15 protein-coding genes are annotated in these 15347 nt (G+C 64.0%); 8 read left to right on the top strand and 7 right to left on the bottom strand.

What is annotated here, in order from left to right; genetic code table 11:
* Nucleotides 1-171 precede the first annotated feature (171 nt).
* From urtA to ppk2, 7 genes are all read right to left on the bottom strand, one after another.
* Complete coding sequence (urtA, locus tag WKW79_RS16695) at nucleotides 172-1440, bottom strand: urea ABC transporter substrate-binding protein (protein WP_340336289.1); 1269 nt, start codon at nucleotides 1438-1440, stop codon at nucleotides 172-174.
* A gap of 132 nt (nucleotides 1441-1572) precedes the next feature.
* Nucleotides 1573-1944 (bottom strand): type II toxin-antitoxin system VapC family toxin, encoded by a 372-nt coding sequence (locus tag WKW79_RS16690; protein WP_340336288.1) that lies wholly within the window; start codon nucleotides 1942-1944, stop codon nucleotides 1573-1575.
* Nucleotides 1931-2140, bottom strand: coding sequence for a type II toxin-antitoxin system VapB family antitoxin (locus tag WKW79_RS16685; RefSeq protein WP_340336287.1), 210 nt, complete (start codon nucleotides 2138-2140; stop codon nucleotides 1931-1933). Before WKW79_RS16685 ends, WKW79_RS16690 begins: the two co-directional genes overlap by 14 nt.
* 69 nt (nucleotides 2141-2209) lie before the next feature.
* Complete coding sequence (locus tag WKW79_RS16680; RefSeq protein WP_340336286.1) at nucleotides 2210-4642, bottom strand: DNA/RNA helicase domain-containing protein; 2433 nt, start codon at nucleotides 4640-4642, stop codon at nucleotides 2210-2212.
* Between the two features lie 15 nt (nucleotides 4643-4657).
* Nucleotides 4658-5008 carry a nucleotide pyrophosphohydrolase gene (locus tag WKW79_RS16675; protein WP_340336285.1) on the bottom strand — a complete coding sequence of 117 codons (351 nt, stop codon included), beginning with the start codon at nucleotides 5006-5008 and terminating at the stop codon, nucleotides 4658-4660.
* A 54-nt stretch (nucleotides 5009-5062) separates the two neighbouring features.
* Nucleotides 5063-6130, bottom strand: a complete 1068-nt coding sequence (locus WKW79_RS16670) for an extracellular catalytic domain type 1 short-chain-length polyhydroxyalkanoate depolymerase (protein ID WP_340336284.1) — start codon at nucleotides 6128-6130, stop codon at nucleotides 5063-5065.
* A 109-nt stretch (nucleotides 6131-6239) separates the two neighbouring features.
* The gene (gene ppk2, locus WKW79_RS16665) at nucleotides 6240-7151 is read right to left on the bottom strand and encodes a polyphosphate kinase 2 (protein WP_422823905.1); all 912 of its coding nucleotides are present in this window, start codon (nucleotides 7149-7151) and stop codon (nucleotides 6240-6242) included.
* 160 nt (nucleotides 7152-7311) lie between these two features.
* Here ppk2 and WKW79_RS16660 point away from each other — a divergent pair, with 160 nt between their 5' ends.
* The 8 genes from WKW79_RS16660 to WKW79_RS16625 all read left to right on the top strand — a co-directional run bounded on the left by WKW79_RS16660 (nucleotide 7312) and on the right by WKW79_RS16625 (nucleotide 15322).
* Nucleotides 7312-8943 (top strand): inorganic phosphate transporter, encoded by a 1632-nt coding sequence (locus WKW79_RS16660; RefSeq protein WP_340336282.1) that lies wholly within the window; start codon nucleotides 7312-7314, stop codon nucleotides 8941-8943.
* A 3-nt stretch (nucleotides 8944-8946) separates the two neighbouring features.
* The gene (locus WKW79_RS16655) at nucleotides 8947-9978 is read left to right on the top strand and encodes a transporter (RefSeq protein ID WP_340336281.1); all 1032 of its coding nucleotides are present in this window, start codon (nucleotides 8947-8949) and stop codon (nucleotides 9976-9978) included.
* A 100-nt stretch (nucleotides 9979-10078) separates the two neighbouring features.
* Complete coding sequence (locus WKW79_RS16650; RefSeq protein WP_340336280.1) at nucleotides 10079-10933, top strand: 3',5'-nucleoside bisphosphate phosphatase; 855 nt, start codon at nucleotides 10079-10081, stop codon at nucleotides 10931-10933.
* 92 nt (nucleotides 10934-11025) lie between these two features.
* Nucleotides 11026-11949 (top strand): DMT family transporter, encoded by a 924-nt coding sequence (locus tag WKW79_RS16645; RefSeq protein ID WP_340336423.1) that lies wholly within the window; start codon nucleotides 11026-11028, stop codon nucleotides 11947-11949.
* A 30-nt stretch (nucleotides 11950-11979) separates the two neighbouring features.
* Entirely contained in the window at nucleotides 11980-12615 is a 636-nt protein-coding gene (locus WKW79_RS16640; protein WP_340336279.1) for an L-threonylcarbamoyladenylate synthase, read from the top strand.
* A gap of 13 nt (nucleotides 12616-12628) precedes the next feature.
* Complete coding sequence (locus tag WKW79_RS16635; RefSeq protein WP_340336278.1) at nucleotides 12629-13300, top strand: site-2 protease family protein; 672 nt, start codon at nucleotides 12629-12631, stop codon at nucleotides 13298-13300.
* Nucleotides 13301-13306: 6 nt separating this feature from the next.
* The gene (locus tag WKW79_RS16630; RefSeq protein WP_340336277.1) at nucleotides 13307-14635 is read left to right on the top strand and encodes a tryptophan--tRNA ligase; all 1329 of its coding nucleotides are present in this window, start codon (nucleotides 13307-13309) and stop codon (nucleotides 14633-14635) included.
* A 75-nt stretch (nucleotides 14636-14710) separates the two neighbouring features.
* On the top strand, nucleotides 14711-15322 hold the full coding sequence (locus tag WKW79_RS16625; RefSeq protein ID WP_340336276.1) for a response regulator transcription factor: 612 nt from the start codon (nucleotides 14711-14713) through the stop codon (nucleotides 15320-15322).
* Nucleotides 15323-15347 lie beyond the last annotated feature (25 nt).

Raw genomic sequence — 15347 nt, 5'->3', positions numbered from 1 at the left:
ATAAGACATGCAATAAATCCCCCTGGATGGCACCCTCTCACCCGGAGGAGGGCAGTGACGAGGGCTCCTGCCAGTCACTAGCAAGCAACGGGCCAAACAAGAACGGCGATCGATCCGACCGCCGCCCGACCTCGCCCCGCCCTCTCCCCGAGGAGAGAGGGAAAGCGACACTTACATCGACTTGCCAGCTGGGAAGTCCGGCTTCTTGTCGTTGCCTTCGATGTACGGGCTCCACGGCTTGGCCTTCACCGGGCCCGGCGTCTTCCACACCACGTTGAACTGTCCGTCGGACTTGATCTCGCCGATGAACACGCTCTTGTGCAGGTGGTGGTTCTTCTCGTCCATCTTCGACACGATGCCCGAGGGCGCCGTGAAGGTCTGGCCGGCCATCGCCGCGATGACCTTGTCGGTGTCGGTCGACTTGGCCTTCTCGACGGCCTGCTTCCACATGTGGATGCCGATCCAGGTGGCTTCCATCGGGTCGTTGGTCAGCGGCTTGTCCATGTGGCCGGCGATCTTCTTTTCCTTCGCGTAGTCGCTCCACTGCTTGATGAAGGCGGTGTTGGTCGGGTTCTTGATCGACATGAAGTAGTTCCATGCAGCCAGGTGGCCCACCAGCGGCTTGGTGTCCACGCCGCGCAGTTCCTCTTCACCCACGGAGAAGGCGACGACCGGCACGTCCTTGGCCTTCAGGCCGGCGTTGCCCAGTTCCTTGTAAAAGGGCACGTTGGAGTCGCCGTTGATGGTCGACACCACCGCGGTCTTGCCGCCGGCCGAGAACTTCTTGATGTCAGCCACGATGGTCTGGTAGTCGCTGTGGCCGAAGGGCGTGTACTTCTCGTCGATGTCCTTGTCGGCCACGCCCTTGCTCTTCAGGTAGGCGCGCAGGATCTTGTTGGTGGTGCGCGGGTACACATAGTCCGTGCCCAGCAGCACCCAACGCTTGGCGCCGCCGCCTTCCTTGCTCATCAGGTAATCGACGGCCGGGATGGCTTGCTGGTTGGGCGCGGCGCCCGTGTAGAACACGTTCTTCGAAAGCTCTTCACCCTCGTACTGCACGGGGTAGAACAGCAGGCCGTTCATTTCCTCGACGACCGGCAGCACCGACTTGCGCGACACCGAGGTCCAGCAGCCGAAGATCACCGCGACCTTGTCCTGACCCAACAGTTGCTTGGTCTTCTCGGCGAACAGGGGCCAGTTCGAAGCCGGGTCGACGACCACGGGCTCGAGTTGCTTGCCCAGCACGCCGCCCTTCTTGTTGATGTCGTCGATCGCCATCAACACGGTGTCCTTCAGCACGGTCTCCGAGATCGCCATCGTGCCCGACAGCGAGTGCAGCACGCCGACCTTGATGGTGTCGGCAGCGAATGCGGGCGCAGCGCCAAGGGCGGCAAGCGCGACGCTGGCAGTGAGCGCCTTGAGTGTGAAACGACGTTGCATGAGCATCCTTCTCCGGTGGTGGTTGAGTTTTGTCGCCAGCGCTGTTGCTGACGATGGAGAGGAGTCTGCGGATGGGGGGCGAATCGAGAAATACGCCGGGTGGCGTACAGGGTGCCAGTGGCGGGGCGCGTGTCAGTGCGGGGCGAAGGCCGCCAAGTCGAGCTTGATGGCAGCCTGCTGAAGTCGCTTGTCGCGCGTCCACAAGCGCGCCTCGGGCTCGAGCCGGGTCGCCGCCAGAAGATGCAGGTCGACATAGCCAATGCCCATCCCAAACAACTTCTCGTTGTGAAGAAAGGCCAGCGCCTCGTCCGTGCTGGCGACTGCTATCGCTGGCAATGCCTGGAGTGCACCAACGGTTTCGCGCCGTTGCGGCAGGCTACCAAGAGCGATTTCACCGATCACGTAGGGATGCGTGAGCACCTGGCCATCTTCAAGCAGCGCCTGGAGTTGGGCATCTCCGCGCGCGAGGTGATCGATCCAGACCGAAGTGTCAACGAGGATCACGGAAAGGCCTTGCTTGCCGACGCGGCACAGACGCCAGGCCTGGGGCGGAGCCGCCCAGCAGCGCCAGCCGCCGCGCAGCCTCACGCTGCACCAGGCTCTTGAGTGCCTGCTGGATCAAGGCCGAGTTTTCCTGGATACCGGTGTATGTCCGAGCTTGCGCCAGCAAGTCGTCATCGAGGGTTACGGTCGTGCGCATGGCGGCTCCCAATTTATGCATCAATTATAGCATCGCTTGATGCAAAATAATGCACAAGAAACAATCGCTTCAGAGCACAGCAATCAACTCTGCAACGATCCGGACGCCTTCAGCGTTCTCCGGTTCAAACACCAATGCGGCGAATTGCGCGTCATCGCTATCCGGTCGAAGGTGAATGCGAACGTGCTGCCAAGACCCGTCCGCGCCTTCAGCTTTCTCACTGAAGTAGACCTTTACCGTATAGGAGCCCCCAAGGTCAGGATCTTGAATTGATCTGTGCTCCGCGACGACTACCTTCCCCGCTCGGGTCCCCGGCGGGTCCAACCGGAAAAGACACCAAGCGCCGTTGGGTATTCGGCGATTCATCGACTCTCCGATCACCTGTGCAACAAACAACCCTACCCTCGGTCGAAACAAGTCAGGAAGTTCAACCCACTCGGCAGCAGCAGGATCAAAGGACTGGAAATCTCCGAACGCGCCAGCCGCGAACTTGAGGTCAATCAACGGAACAGAATTGACGAATGGCTTGGCCTCGGCGCTCGACAACCTTCGGAAGGGCAGCACGTTGTCAAATCGAGCGTCATTGTTGGCTACGCTTGGCTCCGCCTTCGCCTGCGAACGGACTGCGACAGGCGTCTTCGCAATCAGCCGCGACCGAAAATATGCTGCGGTCTCCGGATCAACGCAGTACACATAGCAGCCTTTCATCCCTCGCGTCAGCAACGTTCGATAGGTGTTCTTGATGATCCGTTCGACGCGCTGAGTGGTGATATCCGAACTGGACTTCTCAAGTCGCTTGTAGCCTCTGAGCGATTGATCAGACTTGGCGCGATTGTCAGGACGAGTCGCCACGACACCATCGCGAACGACGAAGTCCGGCCCAATGATTACGCCCACATAGTCGAGCTCCAAACCCTGGCTTGTGTGGATGCAGCCTATCTCCTCGACTGAATCGGGCGCGACAATCCAGAGACTTCCATCCTTCGAGAGATTCCATCGCTTCTTGAAGTCGAAGCCGGGCAACACGATGTCGTATGCATCCGGATTGCGTTTGCTGATCCAGTCCCAGCAGTAACCAGCGACCAAACGAGCCTTGTTATGCGCGCCATTTTTCTCGCGAATCAGGGCGTCAAGCGCCACGGGCGACTCAAGTACCCTGAAATCGAACTCGGCCACATCCAACATGACATTCGCCGTCGGCCTGACGGCGAGCGTGTTGTCCAACCAAGCAAGGTAACCATCCGACCCGTTGCAACGAAATTGGGATGCGAGTTCTTGATGCGTCACTCGCGCGCCCATCACCGCGGCCCACCGCTCAATCGCCGAGATGCTTCCAATGTCCTTCAATGTGACAAGTTGATCGTCATCGACAAAGAAGATCGTGCATCTAGCCGCGGACATCAATTCCTTGATCTGATTGACCCCCAGATTTCCGTACAACCCAGATTTTTCATTCAACCGATGCGCCTCATCAACGACCAGCACGTCGAAGGCGTCGTTTGCCTGCGTGAATGCGCCCGAACCCGAAAACAGGTTTGATATTTCTGACTTTCTCAGGTGTCCCGTGAGCTTGCTCTCGTAGACAGCGCGTGGCGCAGCATTCTTCGACACGTATCGACAGTTCAATCCTAGCTTCGTCAGCCCTACCAGAAGATTGATCGCCACAACGGTCTTGCCAGTGCCAGGGCCACCTTTCACGATGACAGCCTCCTTGTTGGCAAGAGTTCCGGCGCCGCGCGCCACCGCTAGCGCGGTTTCGTAGACGACCTTTTGGTCGTCAATCAACACAAACTCCTGCTTTCCCTGCATCAGGCCCACCAAGCTGTCCGCCAACATCTTGGAGGGTCGTATCGCCCCGTTGTCAATCCTGTAGAGCAAATTGCAGTCATCCCCGAACTTCACAAATTTTTTGATGAAATCACGGAGCTTCTTTTTTTCCGCTACGCCCTGCAAGAACAGTGGTGCCCGCTCGATATGGGGCGCGTAGAAGGCGTGCGATATGACTCCGTCATCCTTGTAGTTGTGCAGATAAGCGCAAGGCTTTAACTGCATGTCCCCAGCGTAGACCGCTTCGTTGAATCCTTGCAGTAACGCAGCGTATGACCATGCCTGATAGGAAGGGTGACTGACCTCCTGCGCGCCCGCGGCGAACCTCGTTTCGACTACGCCATCCTTGTTCGTCAACTTGGCCTTGGTCCATTGCTTCAGTTCAACGATGATTACGTTGGAACTGGAGTCTTCGCCTCGCCCTGTGACGATGAAATCGACGCGCTTGGCCATCTGCGGCAAGTGATACTCGATCGCGACACCGGCGTCAGCAGGAATTTGTTCGTCATCCAGTACTTCGGCCATGTATCGCAAGGAGTGCTGCCAGGACTCAATCTCCGCGAGGCCAACGCCATGGCCGGTTCGTTGCGTGTAGGCCGACAAGATCACGTCTTCGATGTCGCAGTGCTCGATGTGTTCAAGAAATTCGGACTTGCTGCTTTGATAGACGATCACGTAGTGCTTCCTGGACTAGAGCTTGTCGTACTTCTTGCTGTTGCCACGAGACAAGTCGACTGGATACTTCGACTCGTTGATGGCCAACTTTCGGTCTGCGGCGTCGGCCAGATCGATTCCCAGTTTGTCGGCCAGTTGAAGCAGATATAGAAATACATCCGCCACCTCGGCACTGATTTCGGCTCGTTTATCCAAGGAAAGGGTACGGCTTTGCTCATCGCTTATCCACTGGAAGTGCTCAAGGAGTTCGCCAGCCTCGACAGCCAACGCAGAGGCAAGATTCTTTGGCGAATGAAATTGCTCCCAGTCCCTTTCGTGTGCGAACTGACGCAAGCGCTGAATCAGAAAATCCGTGTCTACTTTCATGGCACCCTCGTTCTGCGATGGACGAGTTTGGCATGCCCTCGAGCAGAAAGTGGGTCAGTCGTTTTTCATTTGTCGGGGCACTGCCGCCCGGAAAGCCCGCGCCGCAAACGCCCACACCAGCTTCGACGCATCCGGCCCGCCCGCATCGCTGAACGCCAGCTTCGACGCACCTCCACTCCATGCATGCCCCAGCGACTCGACCTGGTACAGCGTGACGCAGATGCGCCCCGATCGCTTGAAGTCCGTCACGCGCGCCGGATAGCGCTTGCCGCGTTGCAACAGCCGCTCGACACCGGGCCGCGCACCCGTGGCCGTGGCCCACACCGCGGCAGCGTTGGCCGCATTGCTGGCCGCGACCACCGCGTCGTGATCGCCATGCAGCACCAGCATCGGCGGCAGGGTCGTGCCGACCGCCGCGGCGCCAAAGGCCTTGCCCACGGCCACTGCCGGCACCAGCGGTACGCGCCGACCGCTCATCGCGCCGATGGCCGTCGCGCTCGACCGCGCCGCGCCGGGTGCCACGCCGGAATGCATGGCCACGGCGGCAAAGCGGGTCGGATAGCGCGTCGCCAGCAGTGCCGCCATGCCCGCGCCGGCCGAGAGCCCCGCCACCGCCACCCGCTCGCGATCAACCGGGTACAGCAGGCTCACCTGATCCAGCGCCGCCATCAAGGTCGCAGCCTCGCGATTGGCCTGGCCGGAGCGCGTGTCGTACCAGTTCCAGCAGCCCTGCGGATGGTGCAGCCGGTCCTGCTCGGGGTAGAGCACCATGAAGCCTTCGCGCGCCGCGATGCGGTTCATGCGGGTGCTCGCGGCGAAGTCGCGCCCGGTCTGGCCGCAGCCGTGCAGCATCACCATCAGCGGCATCTTCTCGCCGGCGGGCAGTTCGATATGCGGCTTGAACAGGTGGTAGCCGCGCGTGCCGCCCGGCCCCATCGCCATGCCCGTGAGCCAGTCCCCGGCACCGGGCGGCGGCTTGAGTTGCCGCTCGGTGGCGCGCGCCACTTGCTGGCCCACCTGCTTCGCCAGGCGCTTGCTGTTGCCCACGGCAACCTTGGTCAGCGCCTTCAGGTTGCGCTGATAGGCACGCGTGAGGGCGGAGGTAGAAGATCGTCGTGCCACACAAGCACCGTAGCAGCTTCCGCGCCTCAACGGCGTTCCGCTATGGTCCTGATAGCACGCTGCGCCCGGGGGACGGGCGCTTCCGCAAGATTCGACGCGACAAACGAGCTCAATAGATTTCCGGCACGTACATCTCCGCCGGCACCGGCTGGCGCAAGTAGTCTGCATTGCGCACCCGCGGCGGCAGCACCACCGGCGCATGCGGCACCTCTTCGTACGGAAGCTGCCCCAGCAGGTGCGTGATGCAGTTGAGCCGTGCGGACTTCTTGTCCACGGCCTGCACCACCCACCACGGCGCCTCGGGGATGTGCGTGCGCTCCAGCATGATCTCCTTCGCCTTGGTGTATTCCTCCCAGCGGCGGCGGCTCTCCAGGTCCATCGGGCTCAGCTTCCATTGCTTGAGCGGATCGTGGATGCGCCCGAGGAAACGCATGTGCTGCTCCTCGTCGGTGATGGAGAACCAGTACTTGATCAGCTTGATGCCGGATCGCACCAGCATGCGCTCGAACTCCGGCACGGAGCGGAAGAACTCCTCGTACTCCTCGTCGGTGCAAAAGCCCATCACGCGCTCGACGCCGGCGCGGTTGTACCAGCTGCGGTCGAACATCACGATCTCGCCGGCCGCCGGCAGATGCGACACATAGCGCTGGAAGTACCACTGCGTGCGTTCCCGATCGTTCGGCGCCGGGAGTGCGGCGACACGGGCCACGCGCGGGTTGAGCCGTTGCGTGATGCGCTTGATCACGCCGCCCTTGCCGGCCGCATCGCGGCCCTCGAACAGGATCACCACCTTCTGCCGGGAGTGCTGCACCCAGTCCTGAAGTTTCACCAGTTCACCTTGCAGCCGGAACAGTTCCTTGAAGTAGTGCTGGCGCGCGGCCTTGTCGGTGCTGGCGGGCGCACCGTCCTCATCGATCTCGCGGTCCTCGATCTCGAGTTCCAGTTCCTCGTCGTAGCTGTCGATCAGGTCGCGGGCGATGCGGTCCATGAGCGCATCTTGGTCTTGCAGGCTGGCGGGCATCGTCGTCATGGCGGTATCTCCGGGGAAAGCGGGCGAATCCCCGATGCTGACGGCGCCACATGACCGATCCGTGACAGACAAGGCCGCGAACACCCGCCGTCACACCGCTGTCACACCGCGGCGAGACGATCCGGCCCAACTCCTTTCAGGGAATAAGGCCATGTCCTCGCTCGCCGACAAAGCACCCCTTCCGATCTATCCACCCGCCCCGGCGCGCCCCGCCCTCGACACCCGCCCCAGCCCGGTGACGATGATCGTGTTCGTCGGCCTGCTGGCCGCCGGCCTGCTCTACACAGCCTGGAGCCTGGTCGAGGACGTCAGCAACTCCGGCGCGCCGATGACCACCTGGGTGCCCTACCTGCTGCTGGGCGTGGCGCTGCTCATCGCGCTGGGCTTCGAATTCGTCAACGGCTTCCACGACACCGCCAACGCGGTTGCCACGGTGATCTACACCCACTCGCTGCCGCCCAACTTCGCGGTGGTGTGGTCGGGTGTCTTCAACTTCCTCGGCGTGCTGGTGTCCAGTGGCGCAGTGGCCTTCGGCATCATTTCGCTGCTGCCCGTGGAACTGATCCTGCAGGTCGGCTCCAGCGCCGGCTTCGCGATGGTGTTCGCGCTGCTGATCGCCGCCATCCTCTGGAACCTCGGCACTTGGTGGCTGGGCCTGCCGGCTTCTTCCTCGCACACGCTGATCGGCTCGATCATCGGCGTGGGCGTTGCCAACGCGCTGATGCATGGCCGCGACGGCACCAGCGGCGTCGACTGGGCGCAGGCCACCAAGGTCGGCTATTCGCTGCTGCTGTCGCCGCTGGTCGGCTTCGTTTGCGCCGCCCTGCTGCTGCTGGCGCTGCGCGCCTTCGTCAAGAACCGCGAGCTGTACGAAGAGCCGCGCGGCAACAAGCCGCCGCCGTGGTGGATCCGCAGCCTGCTGGTGCTGACCTGCACTGGCGTGTCCTTCGCGCACGGCTCCAACGACGGCCAGAAGGGCATGGGCCTGATCATGCTGATCCTGGTCGGTACCGTGCCGATGGCCTATGCGCTGAACCGCGCGATGCCGGCGGACAAGACGATCCAATTCGTCGCCGTGGCCGAACTGGCGCAGGGCGCGATGAACCGCACCGTCCCCACCGTACTGCCGGCCGCCAGCGTACCGGCCGCACGCGAGACACTGTCCACCTATCTGCGCACCCGCGAATACGGCCCGACGGTCGTGCCCGCCATTTCCCAGCTGGCCGGCAGCATCGCCGCCCAGGTGCGGGAGAACGGCTCGCTGGCCCAGCTTCCGGCCGCCGCCGTGGCCAACGTGCGCAACGACATGTACCTGAGCTCCGAATCGATCCGCCTGCTCGACAAGAGCGGCGCCGTGAAGTTCGAAGGCGAAGCCAAGGCCGCCGTGACCGCCTTCCGCCAGGAACTCGACGACGCGACCCGTTTCATCCCGCTGTGGGTGAAGGTGGCGGTGGCGATCGCGCTGGGCCTCGGCACCATGATCGGCTGGAAGCGCATCGTCGTCACCGTCGGCGAGAAGATCGGCAAGACGCACCTGACCTATGCGCAGGGCGCCTCGGCGGAACTGGTCGCGATGCTGACCATCGGTGCGGCAGACATCTACGGGCTGCCGGTGTCGACCACGCAAGTGCTGTCCTCGGGCGTGGCCGGCACCATGGCCGCCAACCGCTCCGGCCTGCAATGGAGCACCGTGCGCAGCCTCGCCATGGCCTGGGTGCTGACGCTGCCGGCGGCCATGCTGCTGTCGGGCTGCCTGTACTGGCTGTTCACCAAGCTGTTCTGATCCTTGCCCTTGTTCCATGAACTCGCCGCCGCCAACTACGGCGGCGACGAAGCCGGCCTGATCTGCGGCTATCTTTTCGACGCAGGCTCGGGCGAGCCGCCGCGCGAAGTCGATTCGGCGCAAGCCGCGCAGTGGCTGGATTCGACAGCGCAAGCCCCCGCCGGCGCCTACCTCTGGCTGCACTTCAACCTGAGCCACGCCCAGGCCGAACGCTGGCTCCTCCGCCACGCCGCCCTGCCCGACACCTTCTACGAAACGCTGCGCGACGGCCTGCATTCGACGCGCATCGAGCGTGCCGACGACACGCTGGTCGCGGTCATCAACGACGTGCATTTCGAGTTCGGCTTCGAACCCTCCGACATCTCGACCTTGTGGATCAGCGTCGGCCCGCGCCTCGTGGTCACCGCGCGCACCAAGCCCCTGCGCTCGGTCGACACGCTGCGCACCGCAGTGAAGGCCGGCGACGCGCCGCGCTCCAGCACCGAACTGCTGGAGCACCTGCTGCGCACCCAGGCCGAGGTGCTCACGAACATCGTGCGCGACGTCACCACCCGCATCGACGAGATCGAGGACAAGCAGCTCGCCGGCCGCCTCGACCACAAACGCGTACGCCTCGGCGCGCAACGCCGCCTGCTGGTGCGCCTGCAACGGCTGCTCGCGCCCGAGCCGGCCGCCCTGTTCCGCCTGCTGCAGCGCCCGCCCCGCTGGATGGCGCCGGCCGACACCGACGAACTGCGCAGCGCGACCGAGGAGTTCTCGCTCGTGCTGCACGACATGCAGGCCTTGCAGGAGCGCATCAAGCTGCTGCAGGAAGAGATCGCCGCCAACGTCAACGAGGACAACAATCGCAGCCTGTTCGTGCTGACCGTGGTCACGGTGCTGGCCCTGCCGATCAACATCATGGCCGGCCTGTTCGGCATGAACGTGGGCGGCATCCCGCTGGCCGAACACAAGCACGGCTTCTGGATCGTGGTGGCCATCATCGCCACTTTCACCGGCCTCGCGGCTTGGCTCGCGGTGCGCAAGAAGCGCTGAAAACACCAGTGCACGGCGCTTCGATGCTATCTTTTTCATAGCATACGGTATAGCGGCCATGCGCCCTGCACGCTCATTCGATCCGAAATAGAATCGATGCGTGCCCTCCATCCTCAACGCCGATCTTCACTGCCACTCCGTGGTATCCGACGGCACCCTGACCCCTGAAGCGCTTGCCGAGCGCGCCGCGGCCAACGGTGTCGAACTCTGGGCCCTGACGGACCATGACGAGATCGGCGGCCAGCATCGAGCGGCCGCCGCCGCCCATGCCAACGGCATGAAATACCTCACCGGCACCGAGATCTCCGTCACCTTCGCCAACGAGACCGTGCACATCGTCGGCCTCGGCTTCGACCCGGACGACGAAGGCATGAAGAAGGGCCTGGTCGCCACCCGCGGCGGTCGTGGCGTGCGGGCGCAGGAAATGTCAGAAGGCCTGGCCAAGGTCGGCATCCATGGCGCTTATGAAGGCGCGCTCAAGTTCGTCGGCAACCCTGAACTGATCTCGCGCACCCACTTCGCACGCTTCCTGGTCGAGAACGGCCATTGCAAGGACACGCACGAGGTCTTCCGCAAGTTCCTCACCGAGGGCAAGCCCGGCTACGTGCCGCACCGCTGGGCCTCGCTGAAGGACGCTGTGCACTGGATCACCGCCGCCAAGGGTATCGCCGTGATCGCGCATCCGGGCCGCTACAAATTCACCGCCAACGAGGAGTACGCGCTGTTCCTCGAATTCAAGGCGCATGGCGGCCAGGCGATCGAGGTCGTCACCGGCAGCCATTCGGCGGCCGAGTACGTCGAGTACGCCGACAAGGCCCTCGAATTCGGCTTCGCCGCCTCGCGCGGCAGCGACTTCCACAGCCCCGACGAAAGTCACATCGACCTCGGCAAGCTCCCCCTGCTGCCCGGCAAGCTCACGCCGGTCTGGGAACTGCTGGAAGACCGCATCCAGTGAGCGCCCGCGAGCGCACGGCAACCGCCACATCGCTGCCCCTCGAAGGCACGGGTCCGCTGGACATCGGCGACGCGGCAGACGAAGTCGCCACCCTGCCAACCCCCACCGCACGCCCCCAGCGCGACATCGAATCGGAGCGCATCCTCGGCGCGATCGGCCTGGTGCTGCTGGCCATCGCCTGCTTTGCCACGCTCGACACCGCGACCAAGATTTCCGTCACTGCCGTGCCGATCCTGATGGGCGTGTGGGTCCGCTACGCCTTCCAGGCCGTCGCCACCACCGCCGTGCTCTTGCCCCTGCACGGCACCAGGCTGCTGCGCACGGCCCAGCCCGGCTACCAGGTGCTGCGCGGCGCATTGCTGCTGGTCACCAGCGTGCTCGCCTTCCTGAGCCTGCGCTACATGCCGCTGGCGGAATTCACCGCCATCGTGCTGATCGCGCCGCTGGCCGTCACGCTGCTGGCCGCCACCACGCTCAAGGAACATGTGTCGCCGCTGCGCTGGGCGCTGGTCGCGGGCGGGTTTGCCGGCACGCTGGTCATCCTGCGTCCGGGCGGCGGCACCTTCAGCTGGGCCATCCTGCTGCCGATCGGCCTGGTCATGACCAACGCCTGCTTCCAGGTGCTGACCAGCAAGCTCGCGCGCACCGAGAACCCGTTGACCATGCACTTCTACACCGGCTGGGTCGGCACGCTGATCGCCTCGTTCGCACTGCCCTTCGTCTGGACCGCGCTGCCCTCCTGGCAATGGTGGGCGCTGCTGCTGATGATGGGCCTCGGCGGCACCATCGGCCACTTCCTGCTGATCCTGGCCTACCAGCGCGCACCGGCCTCAACGCTCACCCCCTACCTCTACGCGCAGATCGCCTTTGCCATGCTCGGCGGCTGGGTCATGTTCTCGCACATCCCCGATCACATCTCGCTCATCGGCATGGGCATGATCGCGGCCTGCGGCGCCGCCGGCGCATGGCTCACCGTGCGCGAACGGCGCATTCCGATCGAGCCGGCGGAGGCATGATGCCGCCCCTCGCGTGAGCAAGAATCTTTTATGGCCCAGTACTTCGAAGTCCACCCCGAGAACCCGCAGCCGCGCCTGCTGAAGCAAGCCGCTGCGCTGCTCGCACGCGGCGAGATCGTCGCGGTGCCAACCGACTCCAGCTACGCTCTCGTCTGCCACCTCGACGACAAGGACGCGGTCGACAAGCTGCGCCGCATCCGCCAGGTCGACGAGAAGCACCATCTCACGCTGCTGTGCCGCGACCTCAGCGAACTGGCCAACTACGCCCGCGTCGACAACAAGCAATACCGCCTGCTCAAGGCGGCGACACCCGGCGCCTACACCTTCTTGCTCGAAGCCACCAAGGAAGTGCCGCGCCGCGTGAGCCATCCGCAGCGCAAGACCATCGGCCTGCGCGTGCCGGACTGCACCGTGCTGTGCGAACTGCTGGCCCTGCATGGCGAACCGCTGCTGGCCACCACGCTGATCCCGCCGGGCGAGACCGAGCCCATGAACGACGCGCAGGAAATCCGCGATCGTTTCGAAAAGCAGATCGGCGCCGTCATCGACGCCGGCGCCTGCCCTTCCGAGCCCACCACCGTGGTCGATCTCACGCCGATGGGCGCGGGCGAGGAGCCGGTGCTGGTGCGGCGCGGTCGCGGACCCTTGGGACCGCTGGGCCTCTGAGACAATCCCCCGGGTGGATATACCTAACCTGATTCAAACCGTCCTGATCTACGCCCTCCCGGTGTTGTTCGCGATCACGGTTCACGAGGCCGCGCATGGCTATGCAGCGCGCCATTTCGGCGACAACACGGCGTGGGCGATGGGCCGCATCACGCTGAATCCGCTCAAGCACATCGACCCGATCGGCACCATCCTGATGCCGCTGATGCTGTACTTCGCGACCTCCGGCACCTTCCTGTTCGGGTATGCGAAGCCGGTGCCGGTCAACTTCGGCGCGCTGCGGCATCCCAAGCGGGACATGGTCTGGGTCGCGCTCGCCGGTCCGGCATCGAACTTCGTGCAGGCGCTGCTGTGGGGCATCCTGCTGGTCGGGCTGGCCGCCAGTGGCGTCCAGGAAGAGTTCTTCGTCCGCATGGCGCAGGCCGGCATCCTGGTGAACCTGGTGATGTGGGCCTTCAACCTGTTCCCGCTGCCGCCGCTGGATGGCGGCCGCGTGCTGGCCGGATTGCTTCCCCGCGGCGGCGCACAGCAACTGCTCGCGCGCATCGAACCCTTCGGCTTCTTCATCGTGATGGGCCTGGTGCTCGCGGGCATCGTCAGCAAGTACTGGCTGAGCCCGCTCATCGATGTCGGCTACTCCTTCATCCGCACCGTGCTCAGCCCCCTGGTCTCATTGCTCAGCTAGTTTTCCATGGCGACGATTCCCTCCCCCCTGCGCGTCCTCACCGGCATCACCACCTCCGGCACGCCGCACCTCGGCAACTACGTCGGCTCGATCCGCCATTCGGTGCGCCAGAGCGTCGCGCCCGGCGTCGAGACCTTCTTCTTCCTGGCCGACTACCACGCCCTCATCAAGGTCAATGACCCGGCCCTGATCCAGCGCTCCACGCTGGAGATCGCCGCCAGCTGGCTGGCCTGCGGCCTCGACCCCGAGCGCGTCACCTTCTACCGCCAGTCCGACATCCCCGAGATCCCCGAGCTGACCTGGTTCCTGACCTGCGTCACCGGCAAGGGCCTGCTCAACCGCGCGCATGCCTACAAGGCTTCGGTCGACAAGAACACGGCCAAGGGCGACGACCCCGATGCCGACGTGAGCGCCGGCCTGTTCATGTACCCGGTGCTGATGGGCGCCGACATCCTGATGTTCAACGCGCACCAGGTGCCCGTGGGCCGCGACCAGATCCAGCACATCGAGATGGCGCGCGACATGGGCCAGCATTTCAACCACCTCTACGGCGAGCACTTCACGCTGCCCGAGGCGCTCATCGACGATGCCGTCGCCACGCTGCCCGGCCTCGACGGCCGCAAGATGAGCAAGAGCTACGGCAACACGATCCCGCTGTTCGCGCCGCGCGCGCAATTGCAGAAGCAGATCGCCAGCATCGTCACCGACTCGCGCGCCCCCGGCGAGCCCAAGGACACCGAAGGCTCCGCGCTGTTCCAGATCTACCAGGCCTTTGCCGACGAGCAGGAGACCGAAGCGCTGCGCAAGGCCTACGCGGAAGGCATCGGCTGGGGCGATGCCAAGCAACTGTTGTTCGAGCGCATCGATCGCGAGATCACGCCACTGCGCGAGCACTACGAAGCCTTGATCAAGGACCCCGCCCGCATCGAGGCCACGCTGCTCGCCGGCGCGGCCAAGGCACGCGCGCTCTCGCAACCTTTCATGGGCCGGCTGCGCCATGCCGTGGGCCTGCGCAACTTGGGCGCCGGGCAACAGGCCGCGGGCAAGGCCAAGTCGGCGAAGTCCGCCGCCTTGCCAAGCTTCAAGCAATACCGTGAAAGTGACGGCCAGTTCTATTTCAAGCTGCTGGACGCGCGTGGGGAGTTGCTGCTGCAGAGCCTTGCATTCGCCACGCCGCAAGAGGCCGGGCGCGCCATCGGCCTGCTGCAGCAGCAACGCGCCGCGGCGCTTTCCACCTTGGCGGATCGCCTTCCATCCCTGACTCCGGAATCCGCCGATGCAGTCGTCGACGCGCTCGATGCGCTCTCCGCCGCAAGCGAAGATAAGAAGAAATAGCTAGTTTTTACGCGCACTTAAACGCCGTAATTGAGGTAGTGCGCAAACCAATGCACACGTACACTTGGACGCATCATGAGCATTTATGTAATCGACGACCACCCCCTGATGCGTGACGCAATCGTCATGGTGCTGAGGCGCCTGCGTCCGGCCGAAAACATTGTTGAGCTCGACAGACTCGACAAACTTGCGGGGGCTGTGAAAACGCATGGCAAACCCGATCTCTTCTGCCTCGACCTGAAACTGCCGGACATCACCGGCGTGTCGGGCGTGGTGTCGGTCAAGCAGCTGTACCCCGATGTGCCGATCGCCGTGTACTCCGCCTCGCCCGCGGCCGACATGGAAGAGGCCTGCATCGAGGCCGGCGCCGACATCTACATCGAGAAGTCCGCCGGCTCCAGCGAACTGGCCGCCGCCCTGCGCGGCCTGCTGATGGCCGACACGGAATCCGAAGAGAGCGCCGCCGCCAGCGCCAGCACCGGCAAGCTGTCCAAGCGCCAGACGCAGTTGATCGCCATGCTCGACAAGGGCATGAGCAACCGCGAGATCGCCACCGAACTCGACATCAGCGAACACACGGTCAAGGTCCACCTGTGGCGCCTGTTCCGCCGCCTTGGCGTGAAGAGCCGCACGCAGGCGCTGCACCACGCACGCAGCCACGGCCTCCTTTCCTCGGGCGCAATCTAACAACCCCAAGCCCCGGTCGCTGCGC

It is taken from the genome of Variovorax robiniae (assembly GCF_037889955.1).
In the GTDB taxonomy this organism is placed as follows: domain Bacteria; phylum Pseudomonadota; class Gammaproteobacteria; order Burkholderiales; family Burkholderiaceae_C; genus Variovorax; species Variovorax robiniae.
The sequence above is the reverse complement of the archived record's forward strand: the minus strand, read 5'-3'. Positions and strand labels throughout refer to the sequence as shown.

Coding starts and splice junctions, on each gene's coding strand:
- urtA (WP_340336289.1), bottom strand. CDS start 1,440: ATGCAACGTCGTTTCACACTCAAGGCGCTCACTGCCAGCGTCGCGCTT.
- WKW79_RS16685 (WP_340336287.1), bottom strand. CDS start 2,140: ATGCGCACGACCGTAACCCTCGATGACGACTTGCTGGCGCAAGCTCGG.
- WKW79_RS16675 (WP_340336285.1), bottom strand. CDS start 5,008: ATGAAAGTAGACACGGATTTTCTGATTCAGCGCTTGCGTCAGTTCGCA.
- ppk2 (WP_422823905.1), bottom strand. CDS start 7,151: ATGCCCGCCAGCCTGCAAGACCAAGATGCGCTCATGGACCGCATCGCC.
- WKW79_RS16660 (WP_340336282.1), top strand. CDS start 7,312: ATGTCCTCGCTCGCCGACAAAGCACCCCTTCCGATCTATCCACCCGCC.
- WKW79_RS16640 (WP_340336279.1), top strand. CDS start 11,980: ATGGCCCAGTACTTCGAAGTCCACCCCGAGAACCCGCAGCCGCGCCTG.
- WKW79_RS16630 (WP_340336277.1), top strand. CDS start 13,307: ATGGCGACGATTCCCTCCCCCCTGCGCGTCCTCACCGGCATCACCACC.
- WKW79_RS16625 (WP_340336276.1), top strand. CDS start 14,711: ATGAGCATTTATGTAATCGACGACCACCCCCTGATGCGTGACGCAATC.